Below are 21,359 nucleotides of genomic sequence, written 5' to 3'. Positions count from 1 at the left end.
TGCGTTCTAGCGGATCACAGCATTATAGCGCGGATCCAACTCGATCGCGCGATCGGCATCGGCTTCTGCACGGCCCTTTTCGCCCTTTCGCTGGAACACGAGGCTGCGGTTATAGTAAGCGCGGGCTGAATTCGGCGCCTGGCGGATCGCGCGATCCAGATCGGCTACGGCGCGTTCGCGATCGCCTTTGCGGTCGTAGACCAGACCGCGGTTGAGATAGGAGAGACCCGGTTGCTGCGAAGCCGCTATCGCCTGATCAAAGGCGGCGATGGCCCCGTCGAGATCGCCCCGCCAGGCGCGCGCCAGTCCTTCGGCGACATGCCCCGATGCGGGTTCGGTGCAGCCGCCCAAACTGCGCGTGGGGTCGTTGACTGTACAAGCGTTCCAGTCGCCAGCCTGTGAAGTCCGCCGCGCTCGCGGCTGCCGGGACGCCGGGCTCGCCTTCCAGCCCTCAACGCGCCTCGCCGTGACGATGACGTCGTCGGAGCCTTCATCGCGCTCGCGTGCGCTTGAGGTGGCGGCCCGGGCCATGGCCGGGGCCGCCGGTGGTGGGGGCGGTGCCGGCACTGGCACAGGCTCGGCGAGGACGATTGCGGGCGGCGCGAGGTTCGCCGTCCGGCGCGAGACCGAAACGACCGCCTCCTCCGGCTTGGCGGAAGAGGCTACGAGCGCACCTACCGCTCTGGGCGCAGCTTCGGCCTTGTCGGCCTGGCTTGTGACAGCCCGCTGCTCTGCCTGCATGCCGGGCAGGGCGGCGCTGTTGGTTGCGGGGGGAGCCGCAACGATCGGCGGCGGAGGCTCGGCCTGCTCGGCGATTGGGGCGCGAGCCGGGGCTGTAGGCGCGACGGCGAAGGTCGTTGCGCCTGGGTTGGTCAACTCGGGATGCCGGTCGCGCGATACCCAGAGCGGCAATGCGATCAGGCCGACGAGTGCGGTGGCCAGAACCGCGCCGATCTGCGGGCGGCCCCAAGGTGTCGCCAGCCAGCTCCGCCCCGCGCGCGGCGACCGACCACCAGCAGGCGTGGCTTCTTCCCCATCGAAACGCCGCATCGCCTCGCCGATCGCAGCCTCGCGGCGATCCGGCCGTGGCAACGGCGGTTTGGGCAGCAGGGCCGAGAGCGGATCGTCCTGCGTCACTTAGATGGCCCTGGCGCAGCGCTTCGCCCGATCGAGAGCGGTGCGGTGGTGTCGTCCAAGAGGTGGGAAGCAAGGCATCAGTCGGCCTTATAGCTGCAAATGGCATCGGGCCGAAAGCGCTTCGCGAGCGTGGCGGCGATGACGCCCACCACGCTCGCTTCTGCCCTAGCGATCGAGCCGCGCGAGGGTTGCCGCGCTCTTGGCCTGGCGGATGAGCTGGACCAGTTCCGATCGATAGCCAAAGCTGTCCTCACCGCGCGCGGCGGTGGTGATCCGCAGCACGTCGTCGTAGGTCATCTGGCCGCTGTACTTGCCACCGCGCAGAAGCTCGGCGAAGCCCGCGACGCCGGCGGCGAAACGTGCGTCCTGCGGTGCGTCCTGGAAACGCGCGAATTCGACCTGGCGGTTGATCGGCGTCGAGATCAGCCGGCTGGTGTCCGATTTCGGCAGCTTGTAGCGGATCTTGACGAAGCCATACTCGTTGCCGGTCGCTACTCCCGGCTGCCGCGTGGGCGCCGCATAGCGCAGGTCTCCGATCGCGCGCGGCCCGCCGACGGGCACGATCTCATAAATCGCGGTCACGGTCTGGCCCGAGCCGACATCGCCCGCGTCGACTTTGTCGTTGTCAAAGTCGTCGCGGTTCAGCATCCGCGTCTCGTATCCCACCAGCCGGTATTCGGAGACTGTCGCGGGATTGAATTCGACCTGGATCTTCACGTCCTTGGCGATCGGGAACAGCGTCGAACTGGCCTCGTCGACTAGCGTCTTGCGTGCTTCACCGATCGTGTCGATGTAGGCTGCGGCACCGTTGCCGTTCTGCGCGAGGGTCTGCATCAGGGCATCGTTGTAGTTGCCCATGCCGAAGCCGAGCACCGAGAGGAACACGCCCTTTCCGCGCTCGCGCTCGATATAGCCCTTCAATTCGTCCTGGTTGGTGATACCGATGTTGAAATCACCGTCGGTGGCGAGGATCACGCGGTTGACGCCTTCGGGATCGAGGTTCCGTTCGGCTAGCGCATAGGCCTGCCGGATGCCTTCGGCCCCGGCGGTTCCGCCGCCGGCCTCCAGATGTTCGAGCGCAGCCAGGATGCGGCCCTTCTGGCTAGCCGGTGTCGGCTCAAGCGCGGTACCCGCGCTGCCGGCATAGGTCACGATCGCCACGCGGTCATCGGCGCCGAGTTGGTCGAGCAGCATTGCCAGCGACTGCTTGACCAGCGGCAGCTTGTTCGGTGCGTACATCGATCCGGAAGTGTCGATCAGGAAGACGAGGTTCGCCCGCGGCCGCGTCGCGCGCTGGATCTCGTAGCCGCGGATGCCGATCCGCACGAGCTTGCGTCCCTCGGTCCAAGGGCTCGGGAAAACCGCGACATTGGTGCTGAAGGGCTGCTGGGCCGATTGTGGTGCGGCATAGGCGTAAGGGAAATAATTGATCATCTCCTCGGTCCGCACCGCTGCGGGCTGGGGCAGCACGTTCTGATTGAGCGAGGCGCGGACGAACGAATAGGAAGCGGTGTCGACATCGATCGAGAAGGTCGAGACCGGTTCCTCGCGGGCGACCTTGAACGGGTTTTCCGCCACTGTCGTGAACTTGTCGCGTCCGACATCCTGGTAATAGGGCATTTGCGGGCGCGGCTCTGAAACCACGTAGCCCGGCGCGACCCTGCCTGACACGATCATCGACGGCGCGGCCAGCGGCGGGGGCGGCGCCATCAGGGGGGACAGGAGCATCAGCCTTGGCGTTGCGGCCGCGGAATTCGTCCGCGGCGGATTCGACGCGCCGCGCGGTAACGACAACATCGCCTTCCGAGGCCGCGGCGGACGAGGACTGGACCGACTCAACGCCGGACTTCGTGCAGGAGACGAGCAGCAGGGCCAATGATGCGCCTGCGAGCAATTGGTGACAGCGTGACATGGAACATTCCTTGGCAACAGCGGCGCAAAATTGCCCGCATGTCACTGTGACGCGCGCCGGCGGCCTATCCTTGGGTAAGCCTAGAAATTTTTTGTATCAGCCTTCGCCAAGCGGCTCGGCTGTGAGCTGGCGGCGGATTTCATGCATCCGCCAGGATATCGTCGTCTCGGCCACGCCCAGGATTTCCGCCGCCTCGGCATGGGTAAGCTGCTGGCCGGCGACGAGGACGGCGGTCTCGCGATAGACCGGCTTCAGGCGCGCTATCGCGCTCTTGATCCACATCGCGTCGTGCAGGTCGCGCCCGTCGGGCCCGCGGGCCAGGCTGGCCATGACCGCGAAGCGTTCCGCCAGGCCGCGCAGCGACCGGCGCCGGCGGCGAAGATCGCGACAGGCATTGAACACGATGCCGCAGAGCCAGGTCGTGAACTTCGCTCTGCCCTGGAAACTGCCCAGCTTCTCGACGAGGATGCAGCAAACGTCCTGCGCGACGTCATCGGCGTCGGCGCGTGATCCGGTGAGCTGCCAGGCTAGGCCGTAGATACGGTCGTAATGACGCCGTAGCAGCGCTTCAAACGCGCGGGAATTGCCGCTCAATGCTGCGGCGAGAACGTCGGCGTCGGGATCGTCATCCCCGATCGGCATCGGTCAGCGTTGCACCCGGTTCAGGCCAGAACTGCGTTCGGAGATCATCATCGATTCATTGTCGAGACAGTTCACCGCCGCATCCCAAACTCTCGCAGTTTCGCTCACAGGCCGCTGTCTGCACGATCCGCGCTGGGAATGCTATTGCCCTTCCTTCGTTACAGCATCCGCCAACAAAGCGGCCCTTCGGCGCTCCAGATCGGCTCCCCGAAACCCGCCATACGCTCATGCAAGCCAGCGATTAATTGAGACGTGGAATGAAATCTCCGAGCCGGGTCATATACGCGTAAGCCGAAGGCATCGATTCCGATGTTGCCCGATTGACCAAACCATTTCGCAGCTCGGAACTGGCAGAGATCCTGTCCAATCTCCATCCCGCCGTTCCGCGGTAAAGCGAGCTTCGCCCCTACCGACGTTGTCGGACCAGATCCCGCAAAACTTCTCGGACATATTCGCCCTGGAACGGCTTAGTGATCGAAGGGGCGGCGAGCAGCGCCGGATGGGATTTGTCGGCTCCGATCCCCGTGGTCACAGCGAACGGGATATTTCTGCTGGAGAGCCTTTCGGCGACCTCTTCGCAGTATGTTCCCTGGACGATAAGATCGACAATCGCTGCGTCGATGTGGGCCGCGTCGATGAGATGGAGCGCATCTGCGATGTTAGGCGCTGGGCCTACAACATAACCGCCACCTTCGATGATTGCCGACAGCAGAAGGCCCGAGATCTCCACCTCATCTTCGACGATGAGAATGTTAGCGCCTTCCAGTGCGCTACGCTGCAACATGGCATTCCCCCAATCGTGGCGCCGAACGGCCTGCCGCTCGGCGCATCTTGCCCCTTTAGGGGTTCTTGTCGGCGAGGGCGCCGCCTCCAGATTCTTCTTCAAGCAGCAAGGCCGATGCACCAGTTGCGGAGAGCCTCACCTGGTTCCCTTCGATGGCCGCAACGAGGCCCTCTGAGAGGTAGTGGTGATGGTCGCCGTGCGTGCCGCTGTCGGCCTTCGTCATCTTGATCCGATTGCCCTCGACCTTGTCGACCGTGCCGATGTGAACGCCGTCGGCACCGACGATTTCCATATGCTCGCTGATTTGGGTAAGATCGACCATTGCATGTCTCCTATAGGTCCGAGCGCAACGCCCGGCCTGGAGAATGGATGCAGGGTTGACGGCAATAGAGCGTTGCCGACCCTGGAGGCGATCGTGCGCCGATCCGCAAACGGCACTCTCGTCAACGCAATCCCGCCACTGGCCCGTCACCCTGTATCATGCCGTCCGCCGCGCTGCGGGAGCGGCTCACGCTATCACCCGTCGTTAAAAACCGATCGATCATCGTTACGACCGCGTCAGCGTGAGTGAGTACGAACAGATGGCCGGCGTCCTCCAGAATTTCGAGCTGCGCGTTGCCAAGCAGGAACTTGAGGATCCGGCCATTGGACGGCGGCAGAAGCCTGTCTTCCGAACCCATCAGGATCAAGGTTCTGGTCGGCACCTGGGTCAGCTTTCGGACGCTGGTCCAGCCGGCAATTGCCAAAAGCTGGTAGAGGTAGCCCTTCGAGCTCGGCGCCTGCATCCGCAAGGCATAGGTATCGAGATCGCGCGTGCTGCCGCCGTAGAGAGACTGCAGGTAAGGCAGCATCGCCGCCGGATCGGCATAGCGGAGCGAGCTCGCCATTTTTGCAAGCGTCGACAGGTTGCCCGGAATAATCGGCATGCCCGCTGAAGTGGCCGCCAGGATGAGCTTTCCCACGTGGCGCGGATACCGATAGGCAAATTCCTGGGCGAACATTCCGCCCCAGCTGACACCCATGACGTCGACCTCGCAAAATTTGAGATCGGATAGGATTTGGTTCGCTGCCGATGCCATAGCAGACAGTCGGTAAGGTCGGTGCGGATTTGGCGATCCACCAATCCCTGGCATATCGAAGGTGACGATATCCCGGTTCGCCAAACGATCCAGAAATGGAGCTAGGAGCTCGGCATTGGCGCCTATGCCCGTAAAGAAGAGAAGCGGCGGGAATTCGCTTTTGGACGGCGCATGCCAGCGAGCCACCCGAAACTGGCCCACGTCCGTGACGTGATCGCTGAAACGCGGACCGCGCGGCGCTTGAGCCGAGGTGTGCATGGGTTCTCCGGGTTTTATGATTGGTGGCATCAGCGCACCTGCAGATAGATGCGAGCCAAATTCGAAACGTGCTGCGCTGCAGCATGTTCCATCCGATGCATCATTCGGTCGCCAATTTTTTTGGCTGCTGTCTATGTATTCGCGCGGAAAGCGCAGTGCGGCCTGCGGCACGGGGGGCGACTATCCGCGAAACTATGATGTTGTCGGGGCGTTTGTCACTGCCGGCATTACGCCGGACAGGAGCAAGACGATGGGCGATCCCCGCGAGTACGAAGGCGGATATTCGGACGACGAAGAGGTAATGCCCGAGGCCGAAGACGAATTGGAAGAGCTGGACGAGGACGGCGAGCCTCTCACCGACGAGGAACTACCGCTCAACGATGGCGATGAGGCCATCGAAGAGGAAGACGAAGGCTGATTTCAATCACGACGAGGGCGGGACAGCATTCCGCCCTCTGGTCGCGTGATGCGGCCGAAACCGGTGTTCGATCCCGCCTATCGATCATCTATTATGATCGTGCAGCCTCTGGCATTCCTCGTGACACTGACCGAGCGAGAGTGTCCATCGGGGCCGGTGGAGCTTGAACTCGACGATGCGCTCGAGCCAGAGCCGGTCACCGTCGAGCTGGCCGAGGAACTGCTGTGAGACGTGTGGCCGCCCTTTCCGTTCGATATGGCAAAGCTTTGCGCTGAGGTGCCGCTGCCCGCAGCGTCTGCGACCTGGCTTCGGATCACGCGGCCGTCAGGCAGGTAGTGGAACTGCAGGCATTGCGGCTGCTGGGGCAGGGCTGCTGCGAGGATCAGGAAAGAGAACATAGATGATCCTTCGCTGAGAGTAGCCCGCATGACTCGCCAATCTGATCAGGCGACGAAACCGCAGTAGGAACAGGCGATCGGAGCTTATCATTCAACGGTGGCCGGGAATGCATAATGTGCCGGGGCACCGCACAAATGCGGCGCCCCGGCTATTATTTTAGAGCTTCACATTGATGCCGGCGCGGCCGCCGACGCCCGTGAGCCGGTCAGCCACGCCCGAGCCGTTGTGGAACGTCCGGGTGTAGGTGCCCTCAATGAAGCCGCTGACCGTGCGGTTCGAGGCGATGTTGATCCCGGCAACGCCCTCGCCATAGTCGGGCATCCGGAAGCCCGCGACGTTGAACGTGCCGCCGGCATTGGCGAAGGTGACGGAGCTTTCGTCCTTGAAGTCGTGGACGTAGCTGGCGCCCGCGTAGAACGAGAGCTTGGTATCGTCGAAGATGGTGGTCACCCCGCCGATGCGGGCACCCGCCTTGCCGCGCAGGCCGTCACGGTCGTCGAAGGAGACGCTCGTCCCCTGGACGGCGAAGGGCGAGAGCGAGGTCCGCACATAGGAGATTTGGGCAAGCGGCTCGACGAAGAATGAATTGCTGCCCAAGCGTACCCCGGCCTCGCCGCGTGCGCCGTAGGAATGACCGTGAAGCTTCTGGTCGAAGCCCGCAGCCAGGCTCTGCGCATTGGCCCAGTAGTAGTCGTACTTGCCCAGGGCGTTGATGAAGATATTGCCCGAGGTGAAGCTCGCATAGGCACCGCCATTGACGGCATCGAACGCGATATGGTCGGTCGCTCCGCCCAGGCGCATTCGCGAATTGATGTAACCGCCGGTGACGCCGAGCGCGAAGCCGCCGCGCGACCCTACACCGCCGCTGAGGTCAAACCCGAGCTGACCGCCGAAGTAGTCCTGGTTGTACGCGGTATTCGTGACCCGGCTCTGGGCTGTCGTTCCGAAGTTGCGCGAGCCCCGAACATGATCGATCGAGCCCACCATCGTGACCCAGAACTTGCCGGTGGCCGCATCGTCGCCGAGCGACCACAACGAGTCGCGGCGAGCCTGCATGTGGGCGGTCACCGCGTCGGCCGACTTGTACCAGAGATTGCGCTCGCCGGTGCCGTACCGCAGCAGATCGTAGGCCGCATCGCTCGGTGAGGCGGTGACGCTGTAGCTAAAGGCAGCGGGATTGTAGGTCACGTCAAAGCCAACGAGGCCGACGCTCGCCGATCCAGGCGCAGCGACGAAGGCGGTCGCTGACGATCCCGCACCTGCCTGGACGATGACAGTGCCGGTGTTGAACACGGGCTGCACGCCGGCGGGAACCGCGACGACCACGCTGGTCGTGCCGGTTGCGCTGCCGGCGATGACGAGCCTGTCCGCCGAAACGGTAGCTCCCGGTGCAATGTCGACGCCCAGCTGCGCGTTACCGCTGCCGACGTAGTTGCCCGACACCGTCAGCCTGTCGCCAACGCGGCCATTGCGCATGTCGATCGAACCTGCGTTGTTGAATGAGGTCAGACCATTCAGCGCGACCGTAGCGGGGACAGTGCTGGCCGTGCCTACCGCGACGAGACCCGTGTTGTTGAACCGGTCGGCGGCGCCGAAGGTGCTCGTGCCTGCCGCATTGAACTGGCCCGAGTTATTGACGACATCGCCGCCGCCCGTGAGCGCGAGGGCGCCATTGATTGTGCCCGTATTGTTGATCGTCGCGGCGCCGCCGTTCGAGATGATGGCGCGCGAGCCTGCGCTGATCGTGCCCGAGTTGTTGACCGTGCTGCCCGTGGCCGAGCCGATATCGATACCATCGCCCGACACCGAGCTCACGATGCCGCTGTTGGTCACGGTGGCAGTGCCGGCGGAAGAGCGCGCGACGATTGCGGCCGAATTGGCGGCGCGGGCGCCGCTGCTTGTGACTACGACCGGACCCGCGCCTTGTGCGAAGATCGCATTGCCGCCGTTGCCGGTTACAGTGACCGGGCCGGCGTTGACGGTTGCGGGGCCGGCGGCGCTGACTGCCACGATCCCGCTGGCGTTGAGGCCGGACGTGGTGACTGCGCCGGTGTTGACCGACACCGGGCCGCCGCTGCTGGTGACGTTGACGCCATTGCTGCCATCGCCCGAGGTGGTGACGGCCGCGGCACCGCTAAGTGTGCTCGCACCGGTGCTGGAAACCGAGATGCCGTTGGTCGCAGCCGTCGTCGTGTTGACTGAAACACCCTGCGGCGCCGAAACGGTCAGGTCAGAGGCCGCGTTATAGGTGATGCCGGCCGGAAAGTTGGTGCCGGTGCAGGCAGCGGTGATCCCCACGAGCGCACCGCATTCGGTTGCGGCAAACGCAGACGGAGCCAGGGCACCAAACGCAAGGGCCACTGCGGCGCAGCCGAGCAAGTGCCTTGCACGAGCAGGGAGGACCCCGGAAGCCGGGGCAGCGAAGGTGCGAAATGTCATGAAGATTATTCCTGTTGCAGTATGGACTGGCGCAACGGTTGTTTTAGGCCGAACGTTCCCGGCTGAAATTCAGTATTATTAGATAGATAATTTCTGTGGCAAAAATACATCTTCGCATTGAGTTTGTATGAATGTACAAAAGTGCACTTATTTAATGCAGGCAAGATTAATATTAATATTCAATTAATCTAAGAACAGCTTTTTTATTTCGATTATTTGGGGGCGATCGAAATTGCCTATCTTGGCCGGGGAACTGATGTTGCATTGATTACAGAGTGCTGCTGCGGCAGCCGCCAAGCGAGATTGCAGCGATACCGGCAACGCAGATGATCAAACGCTTCATGAGGTTTTCCCCTCCAATTTCTCGGAGATGCGTGACCTGCTAGCCCGATCCCCGATCAGCAAAATATCATCTGGCGCCGATTTGTTCAGTGGGCCGGGCAAGCAAAGGATAAGGATTGAGCGCAAGGGCATCTTCCCACCATTTGCGTTCCGGCGTGGTTGTCCAGATCGCAAAGTGCAGGTGGGGAACTGCAGGATTGGCGTTGCCGGTGGAACCGACGGTACCGATCGGCGCGCCTTGCTCAATCCGCGTTCTTTCGGTGAGGCCTGGCGCGTAACCATCGAGATGGGCGTAGTAGTAGAGCGTTTGCCCGTCGGGAGACCGGACGTAGACGGTGTTTCCTCCGTCCTTCGAAAGGAACAGCTTCTCGACAGTGCCAGATGCCGCTGCGATCACGGGAGTTCCGCGTGGAGCCAGGATATCGATGGCGTCGTGTTGCCGTCCTCCGTTCGCGCGGGCCTGAGAGAATGTGTCGACAAGATCGTCCGGACGCACTCGCGCCACAGGGACGATCAGATTTGAGTATGCCTGTTGCACCGGACCGGGAGTACGAGGGCCTGGAGCCGCGCTGCGCGTTAGCCCAGAGGACTGCTGGCTCTGCGCTTCGGAAGGAAGGCTGGGCTGCTGAAACCAGTGTGCCGCAAAAACGAACGCAGCCGCGGCGGCAAGCGTGATGCCGATGCCGGCCGCTCTACCCCGTGATTGCCAGGTTGGTCGCATGCTAGGCCTCGAACAGAACCTTGGTGCCCGGCTTCACCATCTGGGCGAGTCTTGCAACGTCCCAGTTGGTCAGGCGGACGCAGCCATGGCTTTCCGCCCGGCCGATCGTCGAAGGTTCGGGTGTGCCGTGGATGCCGTAGTGTTTCTTATCGATGTCTATCCAGGCGACTCCGACTGGACCGTTGGGCCCCGGCGGAAGCTTCTGTTTGGCCGACTTGTCGGAAACATCCCAGAACAGCGCGGGATCGTATTCAAAATCCGGATTGCGTGCGACGCCTACGACTTTCCACTTCCCAATCGGCAGAGGGTCGTGCTGCGAGCCCATCGTTGCCGTGTACATGCCGACCAGCTTGCCGGCAGCGTCGTAGGCCTTGAGCGTACCTGCGGATTTACTGACGACGATCTTCGCGGCCTGCGGCTGAGCGGTTCCCACGCCAAGAGACGCCAGTGTGTCGCGCCAAGGAGCGTCAGGGACCATGCTGTCGTCGATCCGGTCGGCGCCGACGTTGGGCACCCTGACCTGCTGGCCTGCATGAAAGGTAGATGCGGTCAGACTCGCATCGGCCTTGCTTGGCGATGAACCGGCCGCCGGTGCCGGATTGAGCATGCGCAGGGTTTCAGGTGTCGTGTGGAAGCGCTCGGCGAGCTTCTCATCGAGCGATTGATAACCGAGCGCGGGGAGTTTGGCTTGCTCGGCGGGATCGTGTGGCAGCGCTACGAAGGGACCTGCCGCGAAATCTGCCGGTATCGTGACGAGGCGAGTGGCGGGAATGTTGTTCCAGCTGGCCAAAGCCTGGCGGGTGGCGTCATCAAGCTTGCCGGAAACCGGAAGCGCCCGCGCTTCCTGGAAACCGGCGATGGCGTTGCGCGTCGATAGCCCCTCCTTTCCATCGACGACGCCCGGCGTGAAACCGAGTCTGTCGAGCACGACCTGCAGCTGCATCAGCGAGCGCGGCTCGTCGTCGGCGAGCGCGGGATCGACGGCGGAACCTGAAGCAGGGTCATGCGCGGTGAATGGATCAGCCGCAGGCGCGGGGAGGGAAGGCGGCGGCGTGAATTTCTTCTGCGTCTCGCGGGAGGCGCCGCCGCTCGGATCGATATTACAGGCCACAAGCGATAGAAAAAGCGGCAGGATAAATAGTGTGGCGCGCATGAGATCTCCCGGTGGCGATAGCTCAGTTTTACTGCCGCCTTGAGGGTCAAACGCTTGTGCTCGAATATGGCTGCTATGTCGGTATCGCTGCTCGCGCTCTGGGGATCATGGCAGCACTTCGCCGGTATGCGTTACGCAGATCAAACACCTATTGTCGGGTCGTCCGAAAACGGCGAATGGTCAGGGAAATGCGCGCGGCACATCTGGAGAATCTGTTCGAGCAGATCGTCGTGAGAAGCGAAAGCAGCCTCCGATTTTAGAACCGGCGTGAAACCGAGTCTGTCGAGCACGACCTGCAGCTGCATCAGCGAGCGCGGCTCGTCGTCGGCGAGCGCGGGATCGACGGCGGAACCTGAAGCAGGGTCATGCGCGGTGAATGGATCAGCCGCAGGCGCGGGGAGGGAAGGCGGCGGCGTGAATTTCTTCTGCGTCTCGCGGGAGGCGCCGCCGCTCGGATCGATATTACAGGCCACAAGCGATAGAAAAAGCGGCAGGATAAATAGTGTGGCGCGCATGAGATCTCCCGGTGGCGATAGCTCAGTTTTACTGCCGCCTTGAGGGTCAAACGCTTGTGCTCGAATATGGCTGCTATGTCGGTATCGCTGCTCGCGCTCTGGGGATCATGGCAGCACTTCGCCGGTATGCGTTACGCAGATCAAACACCTATTGTCGGGTCGTCCGAAAACGGCGAATGGTCAGGGAAATGCGCGCGGCACATCTGGAGAATCTGTTCGAGCAGATCGTCGTGAGAAGCGAAAGCAGCCTCCGATTTTAGAACCGGCGTTGAACCCGCGTCCACATAGACTTCGGCGTAGACCTGACCGCTTGATGCGTCCGTTAGCGTTTCGATCCTGATCGAAGCCATGGCATTGCTCCTTCCAACGAGAAGCGCTCGAGGGTTGGCTAGGTTCCGCAGGAACCGCCGACATTTCTGCCATTCCTTCGATTTTTGAGGCGCTCCGTAGCTGCCCTTTATTTCGCTGAGGCGATGTTCAATTTCCTGGCTCGGCAAGTGTCTGCGCGCCGACCAGCTAACCCACTGCTTTCAGCACTCTCTTGAAGCGTCGAAGCTCCTCTACGAACAGCATTGGTTGCTCGAATGCGGCGAAATGCCCGCCGCGCGGCACCTCGTTCCAGTAAACGAAGTTCGGATAGACGCGCTCAGTCCACTTGCGCGTCGAGCGCATGATTTCCTTGCGAAAGGACGACACACCGATTGGCTGGGGCACCGGCATTCTACCGAAGTTGGTGTCGCTTTCGTGGTAGAGCCGGGCAGCGCTCGCACCGCTGTTGCTCAGCCAGTACAGCATGATGTTGTCGAGTAGTTCGTCGTAGGAAAAGCTGTTTGTCGGATCGCCAGCGCAATCAGTCCAAGTACGAAATTTCTCATAGATCCAGGCGGCCTGGCCAGCAGGCGAATCCGCCAGGCCATAGCCAAGCGTTTGCGGTCGGGTCCGCTGAATCTCCGAGTAGGATCGGTTGTAAGTCATGTGCCATCGGACCTGAGCCATGATCTCGGCTTCTTCGTCGCTGAGATCCCCCAATTCTTCGGCTGTCGGCTGACCAGCCGGCAGGTTGAGATGGATCCCCGCAAGTCCCGCAGGCGCCTGCATACCCATGTGGAGCGATATGCCGGCGCCCCAGTCGCCGCCCTGTGCGATGTAGTCTTGGTAGCCGAGACGATCCATCAGCACTGCCCAGGCACGGGCCACGCGCTCTATGCTCCAGCCGCCTTCGCGCGGATGCTCGGAAAAGCCGTAGCCGGGAATGGAGGGGATCACGAGATGGAAGGCGTCGCTTGAGGATCCACCATGCCGGACAGGATCGCTCAAGGGGGCGATGACTTTCAGGAACTCGATGATCGACCCCGGCCAACCGTGTGTCAGCAGAAGGGGTGTCGCGTTCGGTTGGGGAGAGCGAACATGCAGGAAATGGATGTTCAATCCATCGATCCGCGTGCGGCTCTGGCCGCGCCGGTTGAGTTCATTTTCACAGCGGCGCCAGTCGTAGCGATCGGCCCAATAGCTGATCAGCGCCTTCATCGCATCGAGCGGAACACCCTGATGCCAGTCCTCGGCGGTTTCGCGATCTGGGAGGCGTGTCAGCGAAAGCTTCAGGCGCAGGTTGTCGAGTTCACTTTGTGGGATTGATAGCTCAAAGGCCTCGACGGTCTCCGTTTCGGGGGGAGTTGGTTTCATGTCATGCATCCGCGTGAGTGCCTCTCAAGGTGATTGGCCTGAATGCCCACGCCAGACAACAGTCTGCCCTCTTTGGCCACTCGCGGTGCGCGCCGGCTAGCCGGTCATTGGGGAGCCCGTGCAATGGTCGCGATTACTGCCGATCGTTCGTTTTGCGCGCAACCCGCCGGGAACTCAGTCGTTTGTTATCGTGGCAGGGTATGCCCAACAAGGAGAACATAATGCTGAGGAGGATACTCGCCGCGGCGCTCGCCGTCGGCATCGCAGCGACTTCTACTGCCTACGCGCAGATGAATCATGGCGACAACGCGATGCATCAGGGTGCCATCCGGCATGACGATCGGCGGATGGATCGCCACGATAACGGCAATCACAACGGTTGGCGCAACCACCATCGTCACTGCCGGACAGAGTGGAGGCACCATCACCGCGTTCGCATCTGCAGATAACCCGTGAGGGGGAGATGCCTTGGGCAATCGAGGCATCTCCCTCCGCCGATCCTAGGGCTTTACCCGCGAATGTGGTCGTCATGACAACCTACTCCATCGCCGAATGTCGGGAACGCGCCGAAGGAGAGCGACAACTCGCCGAAGGTGCGACTTTGGCAAATGTCCGCGAGCGTCATTTACGTGCGGCGCGGACATGGGACGAACTCGCAGCGCGCGGACGGCTTGTCGCGGAAGCCGCCGAAAAGAAGTCCTGAAGCCTTATCGCGGGGCCCAATGGAACACGGAAATGCAAAATCGTCAGCATAAGCGTCGGGCTTCGCGGGAGTCGGTGATTATGGAGGCCGTTTGCCGAACCGCCACAGGCCGGGCGGGTGATGTGGCCATCGTCGACCTTACGGCAGAGGGCTGTCGCATATTCACCAAGGCTGTTCCGGTCAGCGAAGGCCTTCGCGTCAGCCTCCGGCCGCTTGAATTCGAACCGCTGCGAGGCGTGGTTCGCTGGGTGCATCGAGGCTATGCAGGCATCGAGTTTGAAAGACCGCTATACGGAGCCGTCGCCATTCACCTGCAAAAGGCCTGGTCTTCCTCGCGCTGAATGAACGCGACCAAAGGGGGCATTCTCGTCGGGCGAGGGGCGGCGCCCAGTTCAAAGATAAATCTCTGCCGGTTCATTGCTCTATGTTCGTTTTTGCTTTTGGCCCTTCGCGCTGATCTGTCCCAGCGATGTGTAGCGTATCCCAATGTCGCGGGACGCAGCGACGAGACCAGACAGTCCGATGACAGCGCCCCGTAGAATGATCTACTTGGCGGAATGAGCGGCAACCTTTTGAGCTGCCATTCGCTTGAGGGCCAGGCTGCCGCCGTCGGATCGGAGCCACCTTTTAGTCGGCGGCAGTTTGTTTGCATCTGAACATCAAATGCACCTCGTTTTCCTGCTACTCGAGGTATTTGCCGCGCTGGCTAGCCTGGTGCTCTCAGCTCGCTGGTACCACTCGGAGGGCCGGATTAGGCGCCGCGAGGCGCGCGCAAGAATATTGCCTCCGTACGGGCGTCTGATCGTGCCCCATGGCGTGGTGTAGGATCGCGGGCGTGGCCACGTCGATCTCCGGCTAAGCCGGATTGATCAGGCTGCCATGCTTGGCAACGTGATGATGGCATTGTCGCTCAATCCCGCGACGCTCTCAAGGCTCATGTAGCGGCAGCGCTGGACCGCCCATTCGTCGTTCTGTTCCAGGAGGATAGCGCCGACGAGGCGGGTTATCGCTTCATCGTTGGGGAAGATTCCGACGACATCGGTCCGCCGCTTGATCTCACCGTTGAGGCGTTCGATGGGGTTGTTGCTGTGAAGCTTGGTGCGATGCTGCGGCGGGAAGGTCATGTAGGCCAGGACGTCCTCTTCGGCGCTGTCCATCAAGGCAGAGAGCTTGGGGACCGAGGGACGAAGCTGGTCTGCAACTGAGCGCCATTGAAGCTTTGCGGCCTCAGGTGTCTCCTGCGCAAAGGCCGTGGCGATGAACGCCGATACGACCCGGCGCCCGCTCTTTCCGGCATGCGCCAGGGCATTGCGCATGAAGTGGACGCGGCAGCGCTGCCAGGTTGCGCTGAACACCTTGGCAATGGACGCCTTGATGCCCTCATGGGCATCGGAGATCACGAGCTTCACGCCGCGCAGGCCTCGGCGAGCCAGGCTACGCAGGAAGTCGGTCCAGAAGGTCTCGGCTTCGGAATGGCCGATCGCCATGCCGAGCACTTCGCGGCGACCGTCACTGTTGACGCCGACGGCGATGATGACGGCGACCGACACAATCCGGCCTGCTCGCCGGACCTTGATGTAAGTCGCATCCATCCAGACGTATGGCCAATCGCCCTCGATGGGCCGCTCGAGGAAGGCTTTCACGCGCCCGTCGATTTCTCCGCAGAGCCGGCTTACCTGGCTCTTCGAGATGCCGCTCATGCCCATGGCCTTGACAAGATCATCGACCGATCGCGTCGAGATTCCCTGGATGTACGCTTCCTGGATGACAGCGGTCAGCGCCTTCTCGGCCATCCGCCGGGGTTCCAGAAATCCGGGGAAGTAACTGCCTTTGCGCAGCTTGGGGATGCGCAGCTCGACCGTGCCCGCCCGGGTCTCCCAGTCGCGATCCCGGTAGCCATTGCGCTGGGCCAGGCGCTCGACGTCCTTCTCGCCGTAAGCGGCCCCGGTCAGGCCGCCGACCTCCATCTCCATTAGTCGCCGCGCGGCAAAGCCGATCATATCGCGCAGAAAATCCGCATCCGGGCTCTTTCCCACCAGCGCCTGCAGGTCCATCATGTCTTCGGTCATCGGAACGTCCTCGTTCAAGTTGAGTGTTGCAACCCAACCTTATCCGAAGATCTCCGATGACCACCCGCGAACCTGACCGGCCGCTACAGCGCTATATGGAAAGCGCGCGTCCGGTCAGCTTCGCTACCCTCGAGCTACACCACCATCCGGGGCACGACCCGGGCGTCTTGTTCAACGGGTCGAGGCGTCACCTAAATCGCCTGCGGTGTGACTGTCTCGATGGCCGCGGTCGACTCGTGATTCTTCCGATCGACGTGTGATCGTGCCGGTTATCTAGTTCATCCGGCCGAGGGCTGGGGACCGTTTGGCTCAACGGTAGTCACGCTTCATCACCTTTGTGAAAAACCAATTTCTGATCGGTAGGATCATTGTCTAGCGCCATCGGGTCACAGGTTGATACCCTATGGCAAACGCACACTCTGCCCCTGCTCCGGCCGGGTTTTTTTGTGCCATGGGCTTAGCGGCATTGATAATAATCAACCTCGGGAACGGCCGTAGGCACGACGGGTTTGCAGAAAGCCTGACAGGGCACAGAGCAGCGTCTTGGCCACCCTACCGCGCATGTATGGGTGCGCCAGGACGCGCCGAACCAGAAGGGGAAGCCATGAAGTACATCGTCAAATCAGCGTTGCTGGGATCTGCCATTCTGCTGGGAATGAGCCTTTCGGCTTGCGACAGCAAAAAGGAAAATGCCGAGGAGAAACAGGCAGATGCAGTTCGCCAATCGGCAGATGCGACCGCCGATGCTATGGAAGCGACCGCCGACAAGAAGGATCCGGTGACGGACGGTGTCGATTCTCCGGCGGAAAACGCGCAGGAATCCAAAGCCGCCGCCATTCGCGAAGCGGGTGACGCAAAGGCGGACGCCATGGAAAACAAGGCGGACAAGCGTGATAAAGCTCCCGAATAGCCAGGCCATTCGCAACTAAACGTGAGGCCGCGGGAAAACTCCTGCGGCCTTTTCATTTCGGCCGTCCGCTCGTGCGCGCGAACGGCAGTCGCCGCACTAAGCTGTAAGCCGCGGTCGCTCCTGCGGGCGCTGATGCGTTAGCCGGTCCGCAATGCCCGGCGCGAATGTTCCGAACCTTCCGTTTCTAAAATCTGCTCAATGTTAGTTATGAGCCGGAGATCCTCGCGAATAATTTCAGCCGACACATCCTCCGATCCTTCCCCGAACCTGGCGATTATCGTGACGCTTCCGGACATCAGGACCTGGACGTGTGCGAGCTTCCGCGCTCGCTCATCGATTAGAAATTGTTCCCATTCCATGCGCCGGCTCCAGCTCGATCGTGTATGGCTCGCCAGGTGGTATTGACCGCGTCCGTCCATGGCAGGTTACCGCCACAGACCTCAGCCCTTTTGGAGGATGTACCTGGCGATCGCCCCGTTAGTTACGCGTGATAATTGGCGAGGTTCCCCGCCGAACTGGTCACGACGCATTGAATTTTCCCAACTAGCTGCGGATCGTTTCCCGCAGCGCCGTCATGGCAGCACGGTGTCCTTGGGTTCGCAACATCGAAGGGCGCACGCTGCCGGTGCGGGGAACACCGGCCCATAATAACTTAGGGGATGACCTTTACCCTCGTTTCGGCGGGGGTTTTCTTTGCACTTCACTGGCTTGGAGACGGTCACGAGCGGTGCGCTCCTTTCGCTTGCGATCCGTCCAATAGATGATTGCCAGACCACTGGCAGCCACCAACGCCCCGACGGCCATCACGAATAATGCCTGCATATCGCGCCCCTTTGGAGCAGCGCTTGGCAGGTCGCTTCGCCGGGCGCGTTAACATGGATTACTCTGGCGTGCTGCCGTCGCAATCCGGTCGATGGCGGCATTCACGTGCAGCATTCAGATTGCAAGTTTAATGCTCAGTGTCGATTGCAACCATCACGCTTAATTACCTTTGCGAAAACCAATTTCCGGTCGTCGTCGTCCCCGACTAGTGTCATCGCGTCACGGATTGATAACCCATGGCAAACGCACAATCTTCCCCCGCTTCGGCGGGGGTTCTTTTGCCAGCGGATACTAGAACGTTCGCAAGCGTTTAACTCATTCGCCGCGTTTTCCCCAACAGCAGCGCGAGAAGTGCCGCTCCCCCCTTAACGCGGCAGGCCCCAAACCTTGCCCCCGCTCAAGCCGCGGGGGCTTTTGTGCAGGCACAATCTCAGACTTCAGACCCGGCACATGATGAGAGAACGGGCGAGGAAAACGGCTTAGCGCCTCTCTGCGGCCGATCCCATCACACTCTCTCGGGATCAAGAGGAACGTAACCTAGTCCCAAGGGTTGAGTTTCTGACTCTGTTTGGAGAACCCCGATGCCGAAACTCATCATTCTCGCCGCTTTGGCCGCCAGCTTTGCCCTGACAGCCTGCAACACCACCGCTGGAGCCGGCAAGGACATGCAATCGGCAGGCAAGGCGGTCGAGAATACTGCCAATGATGCTAAGAATTAATGTGCCAGAAAGTGTGATCTAAAATTATTAAGGAACGATCAGCGAGCACGCTGCGTTTTGTGATTAGACAACTCGGAGAGAGAAAATGGGCCTCATTATTTTGCTCGTAGTTGGCGGTGTCATTGGTTGGCTCGCCAGTCTCGTTATGCGCACGGATGCCCAGCAGGGCGTCATTCTTAATGTCGTCGTCGGCATTGTCGGTGCGCTTGTCGCTGGATTTCTCATCACCCCGCTGATCGGCGGCGCCCCCATTACCAGTGGGCATTTCGACGTGATGTCGCTTCTGGCTTCGTTCCTCGGTGCGGTAGTGCTGCTCGCGATCGTGAACCTGTTCCGCCGCGGTTCGGTTCGTTAATCCATCTTGCCGAGAGAGGGCCGGCACGCGCTCCTCGATCAGCAAGTGGCCCAGGGAAGGCGTATCGCTTCGGCGGTGCGCCTTCTTCTTTTCCAGCAACGCAGGAACGAGGACTGGTAACTCTAACAAGGGGAGAAGGCGGTCTTTGTACACGGCTAACGATCCCGCCCGAAACGCCCACCATTACATTGAAGGATCAATTCGCCGCTCATGCGAGTTCGGCCGGCTCGGTGCGACCGGCCGTTTGCGCATTCGCATCGCTTGCAATCGAGTCCAATAGCTTCCTGAAAGACTCGCAGTAGTCATCGGCGCCCGGCATTTCGGCTGGCGCGTTGGGAACGCTCTCGCCCCCAGGCCAGGGGCAAACCAGAATCTTCGCTACCGGAGCGCGCTGTCGCAGCCGGCGGAGGAGGCGCAAGGGTGCGCTCGAGAGACCGAGGTGGGAGAACACAATGATGTCGAACCCATCCAGGTCGAGTGAGGCGATCGCCTCGCGCGATAAGCTGGCGAGCGGGAGAATCTGCGCTGTGATGCCGCGCTTCTCAAGTAGCTGGACGATAATTGCCGAAATGCTGGCATCGAACGAGCCCCGCCCGGCGATGCAAACGACGTTCGGCGCGGTCACGCCTTCCGCCGCTGGCATGGCCTGACCCGCTGCGGCCTGGTCGCCAAGATCCTCGATCACCTCGCTCATCGAGCCGACCATCTGGATTGACCGGCTGCGATCGATCGTGCCACGCGCCTCGTCGTCAGCAGCTAGTTTCAAGCCTTCCAGTACGACCTCGTCGTAGTATTGGATGAGCGGCCTGTCGCTCAGAAACTGCTCCGCCTGGACCAGCGCCTCGTCGGGGTTGTTGGCGAGAATGCGCTGATAGAATGTCTCTACCGGCGACAAAGCTGGCCGGTCTCCGAGGAGAACATCGAAGAATTCGAGGTTTTTGACGTGCCGGCCCAGTACGACCAGGCAGAGCGTCAGAGGCGTCGACATGATCAGGCCGATCGGGCCCCATAGCCAGGTCCAGAACACCGCAGAGATGATCACGGAGACGGGGGAAAGGCCTGTCGAATGACCATAGAGCATCGGTTCAACGACATAGCCGATGAGGGGCTCGACGATGACGAACAGCAACGCCACGTAAATCGCCACCATCCAGCCCGGATCGATCGCCGCGCCGAGCGCGATCGGGGCAATCGCGGCAATAAACGAGCCTATATAGGGCACGAAGCGCAGCAGCCCTGCAAGGATTCCCCACATCGCCGGCGAGGGCAGGCCGATCGCCCATAGGCCTAGGCCGATCACGATCCCGAATCCTGTGTTCACAAGCAGCTGAGAAAGGAAATAGTTGCTGAGCCGCTGGCCGGCATCGTCCATCGCGAGCGTCGTGCGATGGAGATCGTGCGATCCAAATACCCGGATGAAGCGGTCCCTCAAATCTTCCTTCTGCAAAAGAACAAAAATTGCCACGACCAGCACGATGAACGTCGTTTCCAAAGGGCCAATGATTGGCGCGAGGATGGCTCGGGCGATCGTAATCGGAGACGCTTCCTCTGGCGCCATCTCGACGAGGACGGGGCGGCGCACCTCGCCCGCGCCTACCGATGATCCCGGTAAAGCTGGTGTCAGCACCGGCGGGGCGGGTTCACCTGGTCTCGGTCTGCGCTTTGCGGTGCCGAACATCTTAGTGATCGCGGCAATGCTCGTCACCGCGTAGCTCTGAACGCCTTCAACCTTTGCCTCGATCGTGCGGGCATATTGCGGTGCATTGGTGGACAAGGCTGCAGCCTGACTGCCGATCAAGGTCCCGATCAGGCCGATCACCCCCAAGGTAGCCAGCACGGCGACAATGACCGCGGGCGCACGCCACAATCGCATGCGCTGCAGCAGGTTTACCAACGGCGATAGAACGAACGAGAGCATCACCGCGAGCATGACCGGGATGAGCACGTCCTTCGCGAAATAGAGCGCAGTCACGCAAAGCGCCGCGACGACAATTCCAAGAAGGCTCTTGATCTCCGGGGAAGAAGCGGGAGGGATTTGGGTCGCGCCAGGCGCTGGCGGGTCAGGCTCGCTGCGTCCGGTAACAGTGTCCCGATAGCCTGAAGTGTTGTCCTGCGTCATACTTGGCCCCGTCACTCACCCTCGTGCAACGCACGAGGACGGCGATATGATTTCAGCTCTGCAGGAATTTTATTGGCGGCCTTCGTCAAGTCCTCGCAGTCCTGATCAGCACGGCGTCAGGCTCCTGGCGCCGTTGCTGGCGCCGACGGGTAGCCGGGCTACGGCAAAACGTGTCCGACT

General features: G+C 61.5%; 21 protein-coding genes. 6 read left to right on the top strand and 15 right to left on the bottom strand.

The window, feature by feature from the left end; all coding sequences use genetic code 11:
* Window positions 1-6 precede the first annotated feature (6 nt).
* From KRR38_RS37355 to KRR38_RS12815, 6 genes are all read right to left on the bottom strand, one after another.
* A complete protein-coding gene (locus KRR38_RS37355) occupies window positions 7-1,137 on the bottom strand; it encodes a tetratricopeptide repeat protein (protein ID WP_217402052.1) in 1,131 nt (376 codons plus the stop codon).
* Window positions 1,138-1,302: 165 nt separating this feature from the next.
* On the bottom strand, window positions 1,303-2,865 hold the full coding sequence (locus KRR38_RS12835) for a VWA domain-containing protein (protein WP_254514778.1): 1,563 nt from the start codon (window positions 2,863-2,865) through the stop codon (window positions 1,303-1,305).
* Between the two features lie 280 nt (window positions 2,866-3,145).
* Window positions 3,146-3,691, bottom strand: a complete 546-nt coding sequence (locus KRR38_RS12830; protein ID WP_217402048.1) for an RNA polymerase sigma factor — start codon at window positions 3,689-3,691, stop codon at window positions 3,146-3,148.
* Window positions 3,692-4,097: 406 nt separating this feature from the next.
* Window positions 4,098-4,577, bottom strand: coding sequence for a hypothetical protein (locus tag KRR38_RS12825; protein ID WP_217402046.1), 480 nt, complete (start codon window positions 4,575-4,577; stop codon window positions 4,098-4,100).
* Window positions 4,531-4,797 (bottom strand): DUF2171 domain-containing protein, encoded by a 267-nt coding sequence (locus KRR38_RS12820; protein WP_217402044.1) that lies wholly within the window; start codon window positions 4,795-4,797, stop codon window positions 4,531-4,533. Before KRR38_RS12820 ends, KRR38_RS12825 begins: the two co-directional genes overlap by 47 nt.
* A 121-nt stretch (window positions 4,798-4,918) precedes the next feature.
* Window positions 4,919-5,983, bottom strand: coding sequence for an alpha/beta fold hydrolase (locus tag KRR38_RS12815; protein WP_217402042.1), 1,065 nt, complete (start codon window positions 5,981-5,983; stop codon window positions 4,919-4,921).
* A gap of 79 nt (window positions 5,984-6,062) precedes the next feature.
* Between KRR38_RS12815 and KRR38_RS12810 the strand changes: the two genes are divergently transcribed.
* Together KRR38_RS12810 and KRR38_RS37010 are read left to right on the top strand one after the other, a co-directional pair.
* Window positions 6,063-6,230, top strand: a complete 168-nt coding sequence (locus KRR38_RS12810) for a hypothetical protein (RefSeq protein WP_217402040.1) — start codon at window positions 6,063-6,065, stop codon at window positions 6,228-6,230.
* Window positions 6,231-6,323: 93 nt separating this feature from the next.
* Window positions 6,324-6,458 (top strand): hypothetical protein, encoded by a 135-nt coding sequence (locus KRR38_RS37010; protein WP_256449454.1) that lies wholly within the window; start codon window positions 6,324-6,326, stop codon window positions 6,456-6,458.
* Between the two features lie 327 nt (window positions 6,459-6,785).
* Here KRR38_RS37010 and KRR38_RS12805 read toward each other — a convergent pair whose 3' ends face one another.
* The 7 genes from KRR38_RS12805 to KRR38_RS12775 form a co-directional block, all read right to left on the bottom strand.
* A complete protein-coding gene (locus KRR38_RS12805; protein WP_217402038.1) occupies window positions 6,786-9,068 on the bottom strand; it encodes an autotransporter outer membrane beta-barrel domain-containing protein in 2,283 nt (760 codons plus the stop codon).
* 409 nt (window positions 9,069-9,477) lie between these two features.
* Window positions 9,478-10,131 carry a M23 family metallopeptidase gene (locus KRR38_RS12800; protein ID WP_217402036.1) on the bottom strand — a complete coding sequence of 218 codons (654 nt, stop codon included), beginning with the start codon at window positions 10,129-10,131 and terminating at the stop codon, window positions 9,478-9,480.
* Between the two features lies 1 nt (window position 10,132).
* Window positions 10,133-11,284, bottom strand: coding sequence for a L,D-transpeptidase family protein (locus tag KRR38_RS12795; protein ID WP_217402034.1), 1,152 nt, complete (start codon window positions 11,282-11,284; stop codon window positions 10,133-10,135).
* A gap of 140 nt (window positions 11,285-11,424) precedes the next feature.
* On the bottom strand, window positions 11,425-11,799 hold the full coding sequence (locus KRR38_RS12790) for a hypothetical protein (RefSeq protein ID WP_217402032.1): 375 nt from the start codon (window positions 11,797-11,799) through the stop codon (window positions 11,425-11,427).
* Between the two features lie 140 nt (window positions 11,800-11,939).
* Complete coding sequence (locus KRR38_RS12785) at window positions 11,940-12,149, bottom strand: hypothetical protein (protein ID WP_217402030.1); 210 nt, start codon at window positions 12,147-12,149, stop codon at window positions 11,940-11,942.
* A 166-nt stretch (window positions 12,150-12,315) separates the two neighbouring features.
* Entirely contained in the window at window positions 12,316-13,491 is a 1,176-nt protein-coding gene (locus KRR38_RS12780; protein ID WP_254514777.1) for an epoxide hydrolase family protein, read from the bottom strand.
* Window positions 13,492-13,667: 176 nt separating this feature from the next.
* Entirely contained in the window at window positions 13,668-13,958 is a 291-nt protein-coding gene (locus tag KRR38_RS12775; RefSeq protein ID WP_217402028.1) for a hypothetical protein, read from the bottom strand.
* Between the two features lie 349 nt (window positions 13,959-14,307).
* Here KRR38_RS12775 and KRR38_RS12770 point away from each other — a divergent pair, with 349 nt between their 5' ends.
* The gene (locus KRR38_RS12770) at window positions 14,308-14,526 is read left to right on the top strand and encodes a PilZ domain-containing protein (RefSeq protein WP_217402026.1); all 219 of its coding nucleotides are present in this window, start codon (window positions 14,308-14,310) and stop codon (window positions 14,524-14,526) included.
* A 528-nt stretch (window positions 14,527-15,054) separates the two neighbouring features.
* Here the strand turns inward: KRR38_RS12770 and KRR38_RS12765 are convergent.
* Window positions 15,055-16,254, bottom strand: a complete 1,200-nt coding sequence (locus KRR38_RS12765) for an IS256 family transposase (protein ID WP_217401522.1) — start codon at window positions 16,252-16,254, stop codon at window positions 15,055-15,057.
* Window positions 16,255-16,858: 604 nt separating this feature from the next.
* On the opposite strand from KRR38_RS12765, the gene KRR38_RS12760 reads away from it, so the two are divergent.
* From KRR38_RS12760 to KRR38_RS12750, 3 genes are all read left to right on the top strand, one after another.
* Entirely contained in the window at window positions 16,859-17,164 is a 306-nt protein-coding gene (locus KRR38_RS12760; protein WP_217402024.1) for a hypothetical protein, read from the top strand.
* 1,403 nt (window positions 17,165-18,567) lie between these two features.
* Entirely contained in the window at window positions 18,568-18,705 is a 138-nt protein-coding gene (locus tag KRR38_RS12755; RefSeq protein ID WP_217402022.1) for an entericidin A/B family lipoprotein, read from the top strand.
* 85 nt (window positions 18,706-18,790) lie between these two features.
* Window positions 18,791-19,060, top strand: a complete 270-nt coding sequence (locus KRR38_RS12750) for a GlsB/YeaQ/YmgE family stress response membrane protein (RefSeq protein ID WP_217402020.1) — start codon at window positions 18,791-18,793, stop codon at window positions 19,058-19,060.
* Window positions 19,061-19,268: 208 nt separating this feature from the next.
* Here the strand turns inward: KRR38_RS12750 and KRR38_RS12745 are convergent, their stop codons facing one another.
* Window positions 19,269-21,179: an AI-2E family transporter gene (locus tag KRR38_RS12745; RefSeq protein WP_217402018.1), complete on the bottom strand. Its 1,911-nt coding sequence runs from the start codon at window positions 21,177-21,179 to the stop codon at window positions 19,269-19,271.
* Window positions 21,180-21,359 lie beyond the last annotated feature (180 nt).

The sequence above is a fragment of the Novosphingobium sp. G106 genome (assembly GCF_019075875.1).
In the GTDB taxonomy this organism is placed as follows: domain Bacteria; phylum Pseudomonadota; class Alphaproteobacteria; order Sphingomonadales; family Sphingomonadaceae; genus Novosphingobium.
Note: the sequence above shows the minus strand (reverse complement) of the source record. Positions and strands in the feature narration are given on the sequence as shown.

What these genes read in the sequence shown, in the direction of transcription:
- KRR38_RS12835 (WP_254514778.1), bottom strand. Translation starts at nt 2,865, where the DNA reads ATGCTCCTGTCCCCCCTGATGGCGCCGCCCCCGCCGCTGGCCGCGCCG.
- KRR38_RS12830 (WP_217402048.1), bottom strand. Translation starts at nt 3,691, where the DNA reads ATGCCGATCGGGGATGACGATCCCGACGCCGACGTTCTCGCCGCAGCA.
- KRR38_RS12820 (WP_217402044.1), bottom strand. Translation starts at nt 4,797, where the DNA reads ATGGTCGATCTTACCCAAATCAGCGAGCATATGGAAATCGTCGGTGCC.
- KRR38_RS12810 (WP_217402040.1), top strand. Translation starts at nt 6,063, where the DNA reads ATGGGCGATCCCCGCGAGTACGAAGGCGGATATTCGGACGACGAAGAG.
- KRR38_RS37010 (WP_256449454.1), top strand. Translation starts at nt 6,324, where the DNA reads ATGATCGTGCAGCCTCTGGCATTCCTCGTGACACTGACCGAGCGAGAG.
- KRR38_RS12805 (WP_217402038.1), bottom strand. Translation starts at nt 9,068, where the DNA reads ATGACATTTCGCACCTTCGCTGCCCCGGCTTCCGGGGTCCTCCCTGCT.
- KRR38_RS12800 (WP_217402036.1), bottom strand. Translation starts at nt 10,131, where the DNA reads ATGCGACCAACCTGGCAATCACGGGGTAGAGCGGCCGGCATCGGCATC.
- KRR38_RS12795 (WP_217402034.1), bottom strand. Translation starts at nt 11,284, where the DNA reads ATGCGCGCCACACTATTTATCCTGCCGCTTTTTCTATCGCTTGTGGCC.
- KRR38_RS12790 (WP_217402032.1), bottom strand. Translation starts at nt 11,799, where the DNA reads ATGCGCGCCACACTATTTATCCTGCCGCTTTTTCTATCGCTTGTGGCC.
- KRR38_RS12785 (WP_217402030.1), bottom strand. Translation starts at nt 12,149, where the DNA reads ATGGCTTCGATCAGGATCGAAACGCTAACGGACGCATCAAGCGGTCAG.
- KRR38_RS12780 (WP_254514777.1), bottom strand. Translation starts at nt 13,491, where the DNA reads ATGCATGACATGAAACCAACTCCCCCCGAAACGGAGACCGTCGAGGCC.
- KRR38_RS12765 (WP_217401522.1), bottom strand. Translation starts at nt 16,254, where the DNA reads ATGACCGAAGACATGATGGACCTGCAGGCGCTGGTGGGAAAGAGCCCG.
- KRR38_RS12760 (WP_217402024.1), top strand. Translation starts at nt 16,859, where the DNA reads ATGAAGTACATCGTCAAATCAGCGTTGCTGGGATCTGCCATTCTGCTG.
- KRR38_RS12755 (WP_217402022.1), top strand. Translation starts at nt 18,568, where the DNA reads ATGCCGAAACTCATCATTCTCGCCGCTTTGGCCGCCAGCTTTGCCCTG.
- KRR38_RS12750 (WP_217402020.1), top strand. Translation starts at nt 18,791, where the DNA reads ATGGGCCTCATTATTTTGCTCGTAGTTGGCGGTGTCATTGGTTGGCTC.
- KRR38_RS12745 (WP_217402018.1), bottom strand. Translation starts at nt 21,179, where the DNA reads ATGACGCAGGACAACACTTCAGGCTATCGGGACACTGTTACCGGACGC.